This is a genomic window from Plantactinospora sp. WMMC1484 (assembly GCF_049315195.1).
GTDB lineage: Bacteria > Actinomycetota > Actinomycetes > Mycobacteriales > Micromonosporaceae > Plantactinospora.
Window position 1 is genome coordinate 2,977,152 of the sequence record NZ_CP186055.1, and the last position, 16,106, is coordinate 2,993,257.

Annotated in this window: 14 protein-coding genes; 12 read left to right on the plus strand and 2 right to left on the minus strand. The window is 71.5% G+C overall.

The features are described from left to right. Positions 1-299: 299 nt before the first annotated feature. Complete coding sequence (locus ACN28C_RS13215; RefSeq protein ID WP_422773764.1) at positions 300-995, plus strand: SDR family NAD(P)-dependent oxidoreductase; 696 nt, start codon at positions 300-302, stop codon at positions 993-995. 9 nt (positions 996-1,004) lie between these two features. Further along, complete coding sequence (locus ACN28C_RS13220; RefSeq protein ID WP_422773765.1) at positions 1,005-2,612, plus strand: MFS transporter; 1,608 nt, start codon at positions 1,005-1,007, stop codon at positions 2,610-2,612. A gap of 52 nt (positions 2,613-2,664) precedes the next feature. On the opposite strand, the gene ACN28C_RS13225 is transcribed toward ACN28C_RS13220, so the two are convergent. Together ACN28C_RS13225 and ACN28C_RS13230 are read right to left on the minus strand one after the other, a co-directional pair. Continuing rightward, on the minus strand, positions 2,665-4,152 hold the full coding sequence (locus ACN28C_RS13225; protein WP_422773766.1) for a cation:proton antiporter: 1,488 nt from the start codon (positions 4,150-4,152) through the stop codon (positions 2,665-2,667). A 198-nt stretch (positions 4,153-4,350) separates the two neighbouring features. Continuing rightward, the gene (locus tag ACN28C_RS13230) at positions 4,351-4,575 is read right to left on the minus strand and encodes a potassium transporter TrkA (RefSeq protein ID WP_422773767.1); all 225 of its coding nucleotides are present in this window, start codon (positions 4,573-4,575) and stop codon (positions 4,351-4,353) included. Between the two features lie 156 nt (positions 4,576-4,731). Here ACN28C_RS13230 and ACN28C_RS13235 point away from each other — a divergent pair, with 156 nt between their 5' ends. The 10 genes from ACN28C_RS13235 to ACN28C_RS13280 all read left to right on the plus strand — a co-directional run bounded on the left by ACN28C_RS13235 (position 4,732) and on the right by ACN28C_RS13280 (position 16,088). Next, complete coding sequence (locus tag ACN28C_RS13235; protein WP_422773768.1) at positions 4,732-5,574, plus strand: siderophore-interacting protein; 843 nt, start codon at positions 4,732-4,734, stop codon at positions 5,572-5,574. A 79-nt stretch (positions 5,575-5,653) separates the two neighbouring features. Next, positions 5,654-7,543 (plus strand): DNA primase, encoded by a 1,890-nt coding sequence (gene dnaG, locus ACN28C_RS13240; protein ID WP_422773769.1) that lies wholly within the window; start codon positions 5,654-5,656, stop codon positions 7,541-7,543. Positions 7,544-7,555: 12 nt separating this feature from the next. After that, positions 7,556-8,089 carry a hypothetical protein gene (locus ACN28C_RS13245; RefSeq protein ID WP_422774645.1) on the plus strand — a complete coding sequence of 178 codons (534 nt, stop codon included), beginning with the start codon at positions 7,556-7,558 and terminating at the stop codon, positions 8,087-8,089. 85 nt (positions 8,090-8,174) lie between these two features. Beyond that, positions 8,175-9,107, plus strand: a complete 933-nt coding sequence (locus ACN28C_RS13250; RefSeq protein ID WP_422773770.1) for an ABC transporter ATP-binding protein — start codon at positions 8,175-8,177, stop codon at positions 9,105-9,107. Positions 9,108-9,118: 11 nt separating this feature from the next. Further along, positions 9,119-9,922, plus strand: coding sequence for an ABC transporter permease (locus ACN28C_RS13255; protein WP_422774646.1), 804 nt, complete (start codon positions 9,119-9,121; stop codon positions 9,920-9,922). Positions 9,923-9,971: 49 nt separating this feature from the next. Continuing rightward, positions 9,972-10,781 carry an ABC transporter permease gene (locus tag ACN28C_RS13260; protein ID WP_422773771.1) on the plus strand — a complete coding sequence of 270 codons (810 nt, stop codon included), beginning with the start codon at positions 9,972-9,974 and terminating at the stop codon, positions 10,779-10,781. A 195-nt stretch (positions 10,782-10,976) separates the two neighbouring features. After that, on the plus strand, positions 10,977-11,939 hold the full coding sequence (locus tag ACN28C_RS13265; protein WP_422773772.1) for a YihY/virulence factor BrkB family protein: 963 nt from the start codon (positions 10,977-10,979) through the stop codon (positions 11,937-11,939). A gap of 185 nt (positions 11,940-12,124) precedes the next feature. Then, on the plus strand, positions 12,125-13,303 hold the full coding sequence (locus ACN28C_RS13270; RefSeq protein WP_422773773.1) for an ROK family transcriptional regulator: 1,179 nt from the start codon (positions 12,125-12,127) through the stop codon (positions 13,301-13,303). Positions 13,304-13,440: 137 nt separating this feature from the next. Then, the gene (locus tag ACN28C_RS13275; RefSeq protein WP_422774647.1) at positions 13,441-14,952 is read left to right on the plus strand and encodes a sugar ABC transporter ATP-binding protein; all 1,512 of its coding nucleotides are present in this window, start codon (positions 13,441-13,443) and stop codon (positions 14,950-14,952) included. After that, positions 14,949-16,088, plus strand: a complete 1,140-nt coding sequence (locus tag ACN28C_RS13280) for an ABC transporter permease (RefSeq protein WP_422773774.1) — start codon at positions 14,949-14,951, stop codon at positions 16,086-16,088. The genes ACN28C_RS13275 and ACN28C_RS13280 overlap by 4 nt, the downstream gene beginning before the upstream one ends. Positions 16,089-16,106: the final 18 nt, after the last annotated feature.

Sequence of the window (16,106 nt, forward strand, 5' to 3'; positions counted from 1 at the left end):
GAGGAACGTGCCGCCACGGGAGGCTGAAACCGGCGGGTCGCTGGTTGGTCAGCAAGACCGGCAAACCGGAGGTCGAGGGAGGAACCCGTCATACAACAACATGGTCCGTTCCGGGTTCGCTCCGGGCATACCACCGTATGAACTGGATCTGGCGCTGCGCCGGCCGAGCCGTCCGCACCGTCCCTTCCGCCGAGCCGGGAATGCGCTCGGATTGGCCGATCTCGGCCGCACGACGGCGCCGCAGGTGGAAACCTCCTAGTCAGGGGACCGCGTCGGCGGCGGGGAGCGGGGGACGGGCCATGGATCCGAGGACTTTCGTGGTGGACGGCGGCACCAGCGGGCTCGGTCTGGAGGTCGCCCGGCTCCTCGCCGCCGACCACCGGGTCGTGATCCTCGGCAACGTTCCCGAGGAGGTTTCCCGGGCCCGGGACGAGCTGGGCTGCGACGGCATCGTCTGCGACATGTCCCGCAGCGAGCAGGTCCGGGACGCCCTGGCCGAGACCACCACCCGGTACGGGTCGATCGACGGGCTGGCGCACTGCGCCGCGATGTGGGCCGGCGGCAAGCTGGAGGAGCTCTCCCCGGAGACGATCCGCCGGGCGATCGAGGTGAACGTGCTCGGCACCGCGTACCTGCTGCACGAGGCGCTGGTCGTGATGCGGGAACAGGGGTACGGCAACATCGTCTACGTCAGCGCCCTCGCCACCGACGTGCCCCGGCCGGGCATCCCGCTCTATCGGGCGACGAAGAGCTTCGGCACCAGCCTGGTCGAGTCGCTGGCGGAGGCGCAGGGGACGAACAGCATCAAGGTGATGGAGATCCATCCCGGGCCGATGCCGACCAGGCTGCAGGAGCGGGTCGGCGCCGAATTCCTCGACACGATCTTCGCCGAGCCGGCGCAGGTGGCGACCGAGGTGGTCCGGCTGCTGCTGCTGCGGGCCGACGACCTCTACGTCTCTGGGCAGCGGGTGCTCCGCGCCGACGGGCGTTGGTAATCCGGGCCGATGGTCAGCGCGGGTCCGGCCTCCGCCGAGCCACCACCCTCGGCGTGGGCGCCGCTGCGGGTGGCGACCTACCGCAACCTCTGGGTGGCGATGCTGGTCGCCAACATCGGCACCTGGATGCAGACCGTCGGCGCCCAGTGGCTGCTGATCGACGAACGGAACGCCTCCACCCTGGTCTCCCTGGTGCAGACCGCCAGCTCCCTGCCGATCCTGCTGCTGGCGCTCCCCGCCGGTGCCCTGGCGGACACCCTCGACCGGCGACGGCTGCTGATCGCCGTGCAGTTCTTCATCGTCGGGGTGGGGCTGGCGCTCACCCTGCTCACCCTCACCGGCCGGATGCCACCGGCGCTGCTGCTCACCCTCACCTTCGCCTTCGGGGTCGGGCAGGCGCTCACCCTGCCGGCGTGGGCCGCGATCATCCCCGACCTGGTGCCGCGCAACCTGCTCCAGCCCGCCTCCGGACTCGGCTCGATCAGCGTGAACGTGGCCCGCTCGGTCGGCCCGGCGATCGCCGGCGTGTTGATCGCGCTGACCGGCGTACCGCTGGTCTTCGCCCTCAACACCCTGGCCTTCCTCTTCTTCGCGGTCACCCTGATCCGCTGGCGGGCCGGCACCTCCCGGTCGGTCGAGGTGCCGGAGCGGTTCACCGCCGCCCTGCGGGCCGGCGGCCGGTACGTCCGGCACTCGCCGATCGTGCAGCGGCTGCTCTTCCGGGCCCTGCTCTTCCTGATTCCCGGTAGCGCCCTCTGGGCGCTGCTGCCGTTGATCGCCAACCAGCGTCTCGGCCTCGGCGCCGGCGGCTACGGTGTCCTGCTGGCCGCGCTCGGCGCCGGTGCGGTGGTCGGCGGGGTGGTGCTGCCCTGGGTCCGCTCCCGGCTTCCGCCGAACGTCTTCCTGCTGCTCGCCGGGCTGACCTACGGGCCGGCCATGCTGGTCGTGGCGCTGGTCCCGATCGAGGCGGTGGTGCTGGTCGCGCTGGTGCCGGCCGGCCTGGCCTGGGTGACGGTGCTGGCCAACCTCAACGCCGAGATGCAGCTCTTCCTCCCCGGCTGGGTACGCGCCCGGGGGCTCGCCGTCTACCAGGTGGTCTTCGCCGGTGGGCAGGCGTTGGGTGCGCTCGCCTGGGGCATCGTCGCCGACACCGCCGGCCTGATCGTGGCGCACGTCGCCGCCGGGCTGCTCATGATCCTCGGCGCGCTGACGGTGCGGGTCTGGCCGCTGCCGGACCTGCGCGCCGTCGAGCAGGACCCGGCGACGCACTGGCCGGACCTCGAGCTGGCGCACGAGCCGGACCCGAGCGTCGGCCCGGTGATCGTGATACTCACCTACACCGTCCGGGAGGAGCGGCGGGCCGAGTTCGTCGCCGCGATGGAGGAGGTCCGGGCCGCGCGGCAGCGTACCGGTGCGTCGCGCTGGGGACTCTTCCGGGAGGGCGAGTCGGGGGACCTCTTCGTGGAGGTCTACGAGCTGCCCTCCTGGGACGAGCACCTGCGCCAGCACGGCGGCCGGCTCACCAAGGCGGACCAGGCGGCCGAGCTGCGGGCGTGGCGGCATGCCGAGGGGACGCCACAGGTGAGCCACCTGTTGCCGGCCGAGGCGAACCCGTAGCCGCCCCGCGACGCCCGCACCGGCGGTCAGGACCGTCGGTCGGCATCGCTGGTCAGGACTCCACCGTCTCCCGGGGGCCGATCGGCTCCCGGACCAGCGCGCCGTCGACGTAGCAGTACTGCCAGTTCTCGCGCGGCTCGATCGAGCGGATCAGCGGATGCCCCGTCTCCTCGAAGTGCGCGGTCGCGTGCTTGTTCACCGAGTCGTCGCAGCAGCGGACGGCGCCGCAGGTCAGGCACATCCGCAGGTGCACCCAGTCGTCGTCGGTCTCCAGGCACTCCGGGCAGGCGTCGTCGTCGGTCTCGGTGATCTGGATCCGGTCGAGGTGGGTGCAGCTCGTACTCATCGTCTCCTCCCGGACATACCGCCAGCGGGACCGGAGGAGCTGGTCCGGGATCACCCGGGCGAGATAGCGGGACTGCGCCGCGAACATCGGGCTGAGCACCGCGAGGATCAGGACGTAGAGCGCGACGAACGGCCCGATCCGGTCGTCGAGCCCGGCCGCCAGCGCGAGTGTCGCCAGGATCAGCGAGAACTCGCCCCGGCCCAGCACGGTCAGCCCGACGTTGGCCGCGCCGCGCTGGTTGAAGCCGAAGAGCGACCCGGTGATCACGCCGGCGCTGATGTTCACCATGATCGTGATGGCGACCGCCACCAGCACCGGTACGGCCACCGAGCCGAACGCCCCGACGTCGATGCTCAACCCGAAGGCGACGAAGAAGACCGCGGCGAAGACGTCCCGCAGCGGCAGGACCAGCCGCTCCACCCGTTCCCGTACGGTGGTCCGGGCGACGACGAGACCGATCATGAGCGCGCCGATCGCGTCGGAGACGCCCACCTCGGCCGAGAGCCCGGCGACCAGTACCACCAGCCCGACCATGCCGATGGCGAGCAGTTCGTCCTCGTGACTGCCGATCAGCCAGCCGATCGCCCGCGCTCCCCAGCGCGCCACCGCGACCAGCAGCAGCAGGTATCCGAAGCTCATCGCGATGTGCATGACGATGCCGGCCGCGGAGGTGGCACCGGCGAGGATCGGGGAGAGCAGGGCGAGGTAGAAGGCGAGGAAGAGGTCCTCGATCACGATGATGCCGAGGATGATCGGAGTCTCGGCGTTGGCCAGCCGGCGCAGCTCGATGAGGAGCTTGGTGGCGATCGCCGAGGAGGAGATGCCGAGCGCACCCGCGATCACGAACGCCTCCGGGGTGCCCCAGCCCAGGGTGAAGCCGAGGGCCAGCCCGGCACCGACGTTCAGCCCGATCGAGCAGCCGGCGGCGATGAAGAGCCGCTTCCCGCTGCCGAAGACCTGCCGCACCGGAAACTCGACGCCGAGGTTGAAGAGCAGCAGCACCAGCCCGATCGCGGCGAGCAGGGCCAGGTCCTCGGGATGTGCGACGAGTACCGGGCCGGGGGTGGCCGGCCCGAGCAGGATCCCGGTCAGCATGAAGAACGGCACGCTCGGCAGCCCCACCCGCCGGCCCGCCCGGGCCAGCAGGCCGGCGACCAGCACGATGGCGCCGAACCCGATCAGATCGGCGTGCATGGGTGTGTCTCCAATCGGGTGGCGTCGCGCCGGGCGGCGGACCCGGGTGACGTCAGGCGAAGCACGTCAGATGAGGCAGGTGGTGGGCGGTCGGGCAGGGGCGCCGGCGGGACGGCCGGTGGGTCGTCAGGCGAAGGTCGTCGGTGGGTCGTCAGGCGAAGGTCGTCGGTGGGACGTCAGGCGAAGGTCGGTGGGTCGTCAGGCGAAGAAGGTGCCGCCGAGTACCGCGCCGACCTTGCGGGACTGCTCCTCGCTGAGTTCGACCACGGCGGTCGGCTCGTCGGAGCGGGAGGTGAAGACGTAGAGGTCCCGGGTGCCGTCGCGGCGTACCACGATCGAGACGCGGTTGCCGCCGTGCCCGAGATCGATGTCGTACCGCTTGCCGATGCCCGGCAGCTCCTGCACGTGTACGCCCTGGCCCATGACCTCTCCCCAGACGAAATGGCCGCCCCCGCAGGACGGGCCGGAACCCGCTGACGGGCCGGCGGAGGTGGTCCGTGTCCGAAAGCCTACGTCCCCGGACGGGTGATCGGCGGACCCCGGGCAGCCGGAACCGAGGAGTTAGGGTAGCCTAATCTAATGACGGACAGCCGGAACGGAACCGGAGTCAGGTACGCCACGGTACTGCGGACCGCGTGGATCACCCCACACATGATCCGGGTGGTGCTCGGCGGGGAAGGGCTGACCGGGTTCGCCGCCGACGCCTACACCGACCACTACGTAAAATTGATCTTCCCGCCGGTCGGCGTCGACTATCCGGTGCCGGCCGACCTCGATGCGATCAAGCGCGAACTGCCCCGCGACCAGTGGCCCCGACTGCGCACGTACACCGTGCGGGCCTGGGACGCGGCGGCCCGCGAGCTGACCCTGGACTTCGTCTACCACGGCGACGAGGGGCTCGCCGGCCCCTGGGCGGCCGCCGCCCGCCCCGGCGACCAGGTGATGTTCCGGGGCCCCGGCGGCGCGTACGCCCCGGACCCGGCCGCCGACTGGCACCTGCTGGTCGGCGACGAGAGCGCCCTGCCGGCGATCGGCGCCGCGCTGGAGCGGCTGCCGCACGGCGCCCCGGCACGGGTCTTCGTCGAGGTCTCCGGCCCGGCCGAGGAACAGCACCTGCCGACCGGGGCCGCCGCCGAGATCGTCTGGGTGCACCGCAACGGTCGGATGGTGGGCGACGCCCTCGTCGAGGCGGTATGCGCGGCCACCTTTCCCGCCGGCGACGTGCACGCCTTCGTGCACGGCGAGGCATACTTCGTCCGCGAGCTGCGCCGGCTGCTCCGGGGCGAGCTGCTCCGGGTGCCGAAGGAGCGGCTCTCCATCTCCGGCTACTGGCGCCGGGGCGACGACGACGAGAGCTGGCGCTCGGCCAAGCCCGAGTGGAACCGGCAGGTCGAGGCGGAGGAGACCGCGACGGTCGGCTGAGCCGTGTTGCCGCGCTGCCACCCCTTCGCCGCCGGCGTCGGCCCCGCAGGGCAGGATGTAGGCCGGAGGGGGTGAGGCGGTGGCCGGGCGGATCCGTGACGAGGACATCGCGCTGGTACGCGAGCGCACCTCGATCGCCGACATCATCTCGGAGACCGTCACGCTGAAGTCGGCGGGCGGCGGCAACCTCAAGGGACTCTGCCCCTTCCACGACGAGAAGACCCCGTCGTTCACCGTCGCACCTGCCCGAAATGTCTATTTCTGCCACGGCTGCGGGGCCGGCGGGGACGCGATCAAGTTCCTGATGGACGCCGAGCACCTGACCTTCGTCGAGTCGGTGGAACGCCTCGCCGACCGGGCCAACATCCAGCTCCGCTACGTCGAGGCCGGCCCGGCGCCGGTCCGGCCGCAGCAGGGCCAGAAGCAGCGCCTCGTCGCCGCACACGCCGCCGCCGCCGAGTTCTACGCCGGCCAGCTCGGCACCGCCGGGGCCCGGCCGGCCCGGGAGTTCCTGGCCCAGCGCGGCTTCGACCGTGCGGCGGCAGAGACCTACGGTTGCGGTTTCGCCCCGGACGCCTGGGACCCGCTCACCAGACACCTGCGGCAGAAGGGCTTCACCGGTCAGGAGCTGGTCACCGCCGGGCTGGCCCGGGAGGCGCGTTCCGGCTCGCTCATCGACCGGTTCCGGCGCCGGCTGCTCTGGCCGATCAAGGATTTGACCGGCGACGTGATCGGCTTCGGTGCCCGCAAGCTCTTCGACGACGACGACGGCCCGAAATACCTGAACACCCCCGAGACGCCGATCTACAAGAAGTCGCACGTGCTCTACGGCATCTCGCAGGCCAAGCGGGAGATCGCCCGGCAGGGGCGGGCGGTGATCGTCGAGGGCTACACCGACGTGATGGCCTGTCACCTGGCCGGCGTGCCGACGGCGGTGGCGACCTGCGGCACCGCCTTCGGCGCGGACCACATCTCCGTGCTGCGCCGGCTGCTGATGGACACCGACGCGGTGGCCGGGGAGATCATTTTCACCTTCGACGGCGACGCGGCCGGGCAGAAGGCGGCGCTGCGGGCCTTCGAGGACGACCAGCGTTTCGTCGGGCGTACCTTCATCGCGGTCAGCCCGGACAACATGGACCCGTGCGAGCTGCGGCTGGCAAAGGGTGACCTGGCCGTGCGGGACCTGGTCGCCCGCCGCGAGCCGCTCGTCGACTTCGCGCTGCGCCAGGTGCTCAACCGGTACGACCTGGACACCGTCGACGGCCGGGTGGAGGCGATGCGCCGGGCGGCGCCGCTGGTGGCCAGGCTCAAGGACCGGGAAAAGCGTCCCGAGTACGTCCGGAAGCTCGCCGGTGACCTCGGCATGGAGATCGAGCCGGTGCAGTTGGCGGTGCGCAACGCCGCCTCCCGGCAGCAGGAGACCGGTGCGCCGCGCCGGGGCAACGGCGCCGGACCGGCACCGCAGCAGCGGCAGGTCCCGGTCGAGCCGCTGGTGGACAGCCCGCAGAGCATGGTGGAGCGGGAGGCGCTGAAGCTCGCCCTCCAGGTGCCGGTGCTGGCCGGCCCGATGTTCGACGCGCTCGCACCGGAGGCGTACCTGAATCCCGTACACCGGGTGGTGCGGGCGGCGATCGAGGCGGCCGGCGGCGCGGCGACCGCGACCACCGGCGCGGTCTGGATCGAGCGGGTCCGGGACCACTGCGGCGACCTGGCCGCCGCCGCGCTCGTCGGCGAGCTGGCCGTGGAACCGCTGCGGCTGGATACCGACCCCGATCCCCGGTATGTCTCGATCACGCTCGCCCGGCTGGAGTGGGGGTCGGTGACCAGCCGGATCCGGGACCTGAAGTCGAAGGTGCAGCGGGTCAACCCGACCACCAACAAGGATGAATACTTCGCGCTCTTCGGCGAGCTGCTCTCGCTGGAGCAGCACGCGCGCGCCCTGCGCGAGCAGGCGATGGGGGGTCTGTAGCCGGTGGCGGGCTTGTTCAACCTCTTCTCCCGGCGGCGGAGGCTGCCGGCCGACCGGCGACCCGCGCTGGAGCCGGCCGAGCGGGTGCTCGACTGGGCCCGGGTGGCCGACGGCGAAGAGGTCGTGGTGGTCACCGACCGTGGGCTCTGGCTGCCCGGCGAGACCGCCCGGCTCGGCTGGCACGAGGTGCACAAGGCGATCTGGTCGGGCCGGGACCTGGCGGTCACCCCGGCCGAGCTGGTCGAGGAGCGGCCCGGCTACCGGGTGGTTGCCGACGGGCCCGTCCGGACGTATCTGCTGGTCGACCCCGGTGACGTGCCGCACCAGGTACGGGCCCGGGTGACCCGGTCGGTGGCGTACACGGCACACCACCGGGTGCCCGGCGGCGGCGGGGTGCGGATCGCGGCCCGGCAGGTGCGCGGCGTCGACGGCCTGACCTGGACGGTCCGCTACGACCCGGGCACGCCGGCCGGCGACCCGAGAGTGGTGGCGACCACCGACGACCTGGTGACGGCCGCCCGGACCGGCACCGATCCGCTGCTCTGACCCCGGGCTGCGGCCGGCTGCTCCGGCGGCGGTGTGGCGGGAAACTCGGTGGGGCGTGTCGGACCTGGCGGTTATGGTCGGGTGCGTGGCGGAGGACGGGGTTCTGATTCGGGCCCGAGGGCTGGTCAAGCGGTTCGGGAATTTCGTTGCGGTCGATGGGATCGACGTCGACGTGCGGGCGGGGGAGGCGTTCGGGTTCCTCGGGCCGAACGGCGCCGGCAAGAGTTCGACCATGCGCATGGTGGGCTGTGTCTCGCCGCCGACCGACGGGACGTTACAGATCATGGGGATGGACCCCCACCGGGACGGGCCGGCGATCCGGGCCCGGCTCGGGGTCTGTCCGCAGCTCGACAACCTCGATCCCGAGCTGACCGTCCGGGAAAATCTCACCACCTACGCCCGCTACTTCGGCATCCCGCGCCGGGTGGCCCGGGAGCGCGCCGCCGAGCTGCTCGACTTCGTGCAGCTCGCCGAGCGGGCCAACAGCAAGGTGGAGCCGCTCTCCGGCGGCATGAAGCGGCGGTTGACCATCGCCCGCGCGCTTGTCAACGAGCCCGACATCGTGCTGCTCGACGAGCCGACCACCGGGCTCGACCCGCAGGCCCGGCACCTGGTCTGGGAGCGACTCTTCCGGCTCAAGCAGCAGGGGGTCACACTGGTGCTGACCACCCACTACATGGACGAGGCCGAGCAGCTCTGCGACCGGCTGGTGGTGATGGACGGTGGCCGGATCGTCGCCGAGGGTTCGCCGCGCTCGCTGATCGAGCGCTACTCGACCCGTGAGGTCGTCGAGTTGCGCTTCGCCGGGGAGAGCCAGGAAGCCTTCGCGGGCAAGTTGGCCGGGCTCGCCGAGCGGATCGAGGTGCTGCCGGACCGGATCCTGCTCTACGTCGGCGACGGCGACGCCGCGGTGGCCGAGGTGCACGCCCGGGCGCTCAGCCCGGCCAGCGTGCTGGTCCGGCGCAGCAGCCTGGAGGACGTCTTCCTGCACCTGACCGGCCGGACGTTGGTGGACTGACGATGGCACTCGTGGAGAGCGCGCCGACCGCCAGGCAGCGCACCGGGCTCGTCGGGCGGTTCCCCGCCCTGGCGGTGCTCGAATACAACCTCGTCGCCTACCGGCGGACCTGGCGGGCGGGAGTCTTCTCCTCCTTCCTGCTGCCGCTGCTCACCATGGTCGGCTTCGGGCTCGGCGTCGGGGCGTACGTCGACTCCGGGGTCGGCGGGGTCTCCTACCTCGACTTCATCGTGCCGGGGTTGATCGCCTCCACCGCGCTCCAGGTGGCGATCGGCGAGTCGACCTGGCCGGTGCTGGGCAACTTCGAGTGGATCAAGACCTACTACGCGCAGGCGGCGACGCCGCTGCGGGTCGCCGACATCGTCGGCGGACAACTCGGCTTCGTGCTGTTCCGGGTCACCACCAGCAGCGCCGCCTTCCTGTTCGTCGCAGGGCTCTTCGGCGCGCTGCACTCGCCGTGGGCGGTGGCGACCCTGCCACTGGTGCTGCTGCTCGCGTTCTCGGTGGCCGCACCGGTCTTCGCCTACAGCTCCTCGATCCGCAGCGACAGCTACCTGGCGCTGCTCTTCCGCTTCGCGGTGATCCCGATGACGCTCTTCGCCGGGGTCTTCTTCCCGGTCGAGTCGCTGCCGGTGCTGCTGCGCTGGCTGGCGTACGCGTCGCCGCTCTGGCACGGCGTGGACCTGTGCCGGGCCGCCACCCTCGGGGTCGCGCCGGCCTGGTCGATCCCGGGTCACCTGCTCTACCTCGCCGCCTGGGGCGCCGTCGGCTGGTGGCTGGCGAACGCCAGCTTCCGCCGCCGGCTGGTCGTCTGACCGTCCGGCCGGCCCCGCACCATCTGCTCCGATCGGAAGGGATGCCTCCGTGGTCAGCATCGTCCTGCCCCGGCTGATCAGCTTCGAGGGCGCGCCCCGCCGCTCGTTCTCGGTGGCCGAGCGCAACGTCGCGGCGTTGAAGTCCGCGTACTGGGTCGTGCTGATCTCGGGATTCTTCGAGCCGCTGCTCTATCTGCTCTCCATCGGCGTCGGGGTGGGAGCACTGGTCGGTGACCTGACGCTGCCGGGTGGCACCGTGGTCTCGTACGCCGCCTTCGTGGCCCCGGCGATGCTGGCCGCCTCGGCGATGAGCGGCGCGCTGGCGGAAACGACCTTCAATTTCTTCGGCAAGATGAAATACATGAAGCTGTACGACGGGGTTCTCGCCACCCCCGTGCAGCCGTTCGAGATCGCCCTCGGGGAGCTGAGCTGGGCGATGTTCCGGGGCACCCTCTACTCGGCAGCGTTCCTGGCCGTGATGGTGGCGCTGGACCTGACCAGTGCGGTACGCGCGCTGGTCGCCTTCCCGGCCGCCGTCCTGGTCGGCTTCGCCTTCGGCGCCCTGGGCATGGCGCTCTCCACCTTCATGCGAAGCTGGCAGGACTTCGACCTGATGGGCTCGGCGCAGTTCACCCTCTTCCTCTTCTCCGGGACCTTCGTGCCGGCCGAGGCATACCCCCTGCTGCTCCGCTGGCTGATCGAGGTGACGCCGCTGTACCGCGCCGTACACCTGATCCGCGGGATCAGCGTGCAGGGCGCCGGCTGGGGCGAACTGCTGGACGTCCTCTACCTGGTCGCGATCACCGTGCTCGGGCTGCTGCTCGCGGGCCGCCGGATGGGCCGGCTGCTCCGCAAGTGAGCCGCTGACCGGCCCCGGCTCCTCACCGTCGCGGTGTGCGTGGATCTTGACGACTTGTTGCACCTGGGACGACAACAGGTCGTCAAGATCTGGACGGAACAGGGGGTGGGGGTGGGAGTGGGTTTGTTGGGCGGTTAGGTGACGTTGGGCGCTACGGTCGGTGATTGAATGATTGCCTTGCGTTGGTGGTGATTCGTGTCCTTCGAGCGGTGGGGCGGTGCGGCGGGCCGGCTGCCCCGGAGTGCCTGGCTGGCGGTGCTGCGCCGTACCCTGCGGGAGGCTCGGGGCGACAATGTCACCGACCGGGCCGCGACACTGACCTACTACGGGCTGCTGTCGCTCTTTCCGGCGCTGCTGGTGCTGGTGGCGGTGCTGGGGCTGCTCGGCGACGCGGCGGTGCACGGTGTGCGGGACGTGGTCCGGGACGTGGTGCCGGAGCCGGCCGCCCGGGACATCCTGCTCGGCGGGATCGGCCAGGTGCAGGGCAATGCCGGCACGGCGGGCCTGGTCGCGGTGCTCGGCATCCTCGGAGCGTTCTGGACGGCGTCCGGCTGGCTCGGCGCCTTCGTCCGGGCCGCCAACGCCATGTACGACGTACCGGAGGGGCGTCCGTTCCTCCGGACCCTGCTGCTCCGGCTCGGGCTGACCGCCCTGGTCGGGCTGCTGGTGCTGGTCAGCCTGGCGATCCTGGTGTTCGGTGGGCGGCTCTCGACGCAGCTGGGCCGGCGGCTCGGCGTCGGGGACGTCGGAATGGCGGTCTGGGACATCGGCAGGTGGCCGGTGCTGGTGCTGCTGGTCAGCCTGATCTTCGCGGTGCTCTACTGGGCGGCACCCAACGCGCGCCGGCGGTTCCGCTGGGTCAGCCCGGGTGGGATTGTCGCGGTACTGGTCTGGGCCGCCGCCTCCGCCGGCTTCGCGTTCTACGTCGACCGATTCGGTTCCTACAACCGGACGTACGGCTCGCTGGCCGGGGTGATCGTGTTCCTCGTCTGGCTCTGGCTCTCCAACCTGGCCGTCCTGCTCGGCGCCGAACTCAGCGCGGAGTTGGAGCGGGAGCGGGCGATCCGGTCGGGCGCGCCGCCGGACCGGGAGCCGTACCTTCCGCTCCGGGACGATCGCGGCCTGCCGGAGACGCGCGATCGGGACGAGGAAGCGTGACCGGGTCGCGTCGTCGGGGTCGGCGTCCTTTCCTTGATCAACAACTAACTTTCGTCCGTAAGGACAAAAGTTAGCGTCATATTGGATGAAGCTCTAGACAGCCGCTCCAGAAGGCTCCTACTGTGTCGAACACAACGCGCTCGCGTTGCGTCGACGTGAAGTGAGCTTGACGGAGGTGAACGGCTGTGCGCACCCCGGAAGCGTTGCACCTGCGGCTGCTGCGGCTGTTGCGCGACGAGGGAGCGGTCTCCCGGGCCGAACTCGCCGACCGCCTGCAGATTCCTCGACCACGCCTCCTCGCCGAACTGGAGCGGCTGGTCAGCCTCGGCTACGTCGCGGAGGCGGGGCTCGCCGCCTCCCGGGGCGGCCGCCGCTCCACCCTTGTCGAACTCAGCCCCGACCTGCGGTTCGCCGCCGTCGACCTGGGCGCCAGCTCGATCGACGTCGAGGTGGTCAACGGCCGGCTCGAAACGGTCGCCGCGTACGCCGAACCGGCCGACATCCGCTCCGGCCCGAAGGTGATCCTCCAGCGGGTCCACGAACTGCTGCACAAGGCCCGGACCGACGGGGCGTACGAGCGACTGCACGCGGTCGGCATCGGCGTGCCGGGTCCGGTGAGCTTCCGCGACGGCGTGCCGGTCTCGCCGCCGATCATGCCGGGCTGGGACCGCTATCCGGTACGCGAGCTGCTCAGCCGCGAGCACGGCTGTCCTGCGGTGGTGGACAACGACGTCAACATCATGGCCATCGGCGAGCGGCACGGCGGCGTCGCGCACTCCGTCGACGACTTCCTCTTCGTCAAGATCGGCACCGGCATCGGCTGCGGGATCTACCTCTCCGGCGAGGTCTACCGGGGCACCGACGGCTGTGCCGGCGACATCGGGCACATCCAGGTCGAGGCGCACGGACCCACCTGCTCCTGCGGAAACGTCGGCTGTCTGGAGGCCCTCTTCAGCGGCGCCGCACTGGCCAAGGAGGCCATCGCGGCGGCCCGGAGCGGGTCGTCGCCGGCCCTCGCCGAGCGACTCGCCGCGACCGGCACGGTCAACGCGCTCGACGTCGCCGAGGGCGCCATCGAGGGGGACGTGACCTGCATCCGGCTGATCCGCGACGGCGGGCGGCGGGTCGGCGGCGTCCTGGCCGGCCTGGTCAGCTTCGCCAACCCGTCGATGATCGTCATCGGCGGCGGGCTGGCCCAGCTCGGCCACATCCTGCTGGCGGAGATCCGCAGCGTGGTCTACCGGCGCTCGCTGCCGCTGGCCACCGGAAACCTGCCGGTGGTCCTCTCCGAGCTCGGTTCCCGGGCCGGGGTCACCGGCGCGGCCGTGCTCGCCACCGACGTCGCATTCGCGGAGGCGCAATGAGCGAACGAGACGCAACGACCGGACCGGACATGACGAATGGACCAGGCGCACCGAGCGGACCAGACGCACCGAGCGGACGAGGCGCACCGAGCGAAGAAGAGCTGACGAGCGGACCGGACGGGGGGCCGGGCGGCGAGGTGGTGTTGCGGCTCACCGACGTGGTGAAGACCTTTCCCGGGGTACGGGCCCTGGACGGCGTGCAGTTGGAGGTGCGGGCCGGTGAGGTGCACTGCCTGCTCGGCCAGAACGGCGCCGGCAAGTCGACCCTGATCAAGGTGCTCTCCGGTGCGCACCAGCCCGACTCGGGGCGGGTGGAGTGGCTCGGCGAGGCGGTCTCGTTCGGCAACCCGCAGGCCGCGATGCGGGCCGGCATCGCCACCATCTATCAGGAACTGGACCTGGTCGGGGACCTGTCGGTGGCGGAGAACGCCTTCCTCGGGCACGAGCCGCGCCAGCTCGGCTTCATCCGCCGGAGCCAGATGGCCCGCCGGACCCGGGACCTCCTGGGCCGGCTCGGGCATCCGGAGATCCCGCCCCGCCGGATGGTCCGGTCGCTGCCGTCGGCCGGCAAGCAGATCGTCAGCATGGCCCGGGCGCTCTCGCACGAGGCGCGGCTGATCATCATGGACGAGCCGAGCGCGGTGCTGGCGCACGACGAGGTCGGCAACCTCTTCCGGATCATCCGGGAGCTGACCGCACAGGGCATCGCGGTCATCTACATCTCGCACCGGCTGGAGGAGATCCGCGAGATCGGCGACCGGGTCACCGTACTCAAGGACGGCCGGACCACCGCGGCGAACCTGCCGGCCCGGACCACCCCGACCCGCGACCTGGTCAGCCGGATGACCGGCCGCACCATCGAGTACGTCTTCCCGGACCGCCCCACCGGGACCCCGGCCGGCGAGCCCCTGCTCGAGGTGCGCGGCCTCGGCCGGGAGGGCGAGTTCGCCGACGTGTCGCTGACCGTGCGCGCCGGTGAGGTGGTCGGGATCGCCGGCCTGGTCGGCTCGGGCCGCTCGGAACTGCTGGAGACCATCTTCGGGGCCCGCCGGGCCGACTCCGGCAGGGTCGCGATGGCCGGCCGTCAGGTCCGGCCGGGCAGTGTCGGTGCCGCCGTCCGGGCCGGGATGGGGATGGCGCCGGAGGAGCGGAAGAGCCAGGCGCTGCTGCTCGGCGAGCCGATCTACCGCAACGTCACGCTCGCCACCTTCTCCCGCTGGGCCCGGCTCGGCTTCACCGACGTCGGCCGGGAGCGGGCCGAGGCGAACGAGGTCGCCGACCGGCTGGAGCTGCGGCCGCGGGACGTCCGGCGGCCGGTACGCACCCTCTCCGGCGGCAACCAGCAGAAGGTCGTGGTCGGCCGGTGGCTGCTCGGTGACACGAAGCTGCTGTTGTTGGACGAGCCGACCCGGGGCGTCGATGTCGGCGCCCGGGCCGAGCTGTACCAGGTGATCCGGGGACTGGCCGCCCGGGGAGTGGGCGTACTGCTGGTCTCCAGCGAAGTGCCGGAGGTGCTCGGGCTGGCCGACCGCGTACTCGTGATGCGGGAGGGCCGGGTCGTGCGCGAGGCGCCGGCCGGAGAACTCGACGAAGACACCGTGCTCGACCTCGTGATGGCGGGGTCGTTGATGGAGGGGGCGCCAGCGTGACCGAACGTACCGAGACCGCCGCGCCGGCCGGGGCGGCGCCGCCGCAGGACCGGTCGTCGCCGGTGCCGCCCGCGCCCGCCGGAGCGCCGCAGCAGCCCGGCGCCGCCGTGGCGGCGGCGAACGGGAACGGGAACGGGCGGTGGAGCGGCGACGCCGGTGAGACGCTGCGACGCAACCTCGGCCTGGTCGGGGTACTGGTGGTGCTGATCGTCATCGGCATCGTCACCCGCCCCGACCTGTACGGCAGCCCCACCTGGGTGCAGTCGAACATCTTCTCGATCCTCACCCTGGCCTCGGTGGTCGGCGTGGTGACCGTGGGTATGACGTTCGTGATCATCGGTGGCGGCATCGACCTCTCGGTCGGCGCGATCGTGGCGCTGGCCGGGGTCTGGAGCACCACGGTGGCGACGCAGAGCTTCGGCGCCGGAGGGATGATCTTCACCGCTGTCGTGGTGGCGGTCTGCGTCGGCCTGGTCAACGGGCTGCTGATCTCGTACGGCAAGCTGGTGCCCTTCATCGCCACCCTGGCCATGCTGGTCGCCGCCCGAGGACTCGCCGCCGAGATCTCCGACAAGCAGACCCAGGTCTCCAACAACTCGACGATCAACGGCATCGCCAGCACGGAGATCCTCGGCATCCCGGTGCTGGTCTTCATCCTCGCCGGGGTGGTCGCGGCCGGCTGGGTGCTGCTCAACCGCACCACCTTCGGTCGGCGTACGGTCGCGGTCGGCGGCAACCCGGAGGCGGCCCGGCTGGCCGGCATCAACGTACGGCTGCACACCATGCTGCTCTACGGGCTCTCCGGGCTCTGCTGCGGTATCGCCGCCGTCATGCTCACCGCCCAGGCCAACTCGGCACAGGCCGCGATGGCGAACCTCTACGAACTCGACGCGATCGCCGCGGCGATCATCGGTGGCACGCTGCTCAGCGGCGGCCGGGGCACGATCATCGGCTCCCTGCTCGGCGTGATCATCTTCGCCACCATCACCAACCTGTTCGCGATCAACGGCCTCTCCACCGAGGCGCAGAACATGGTCAAGGGCGGCATCATCGTCGCCGCCGTGCTGGTCCAGCAGTTCCGGTTCAAGTCGCTCACCCAGCTCCTCGCCCGCAACAGGCTCACCTCGACGAACTGACGTACTCCCCAGGTAGTC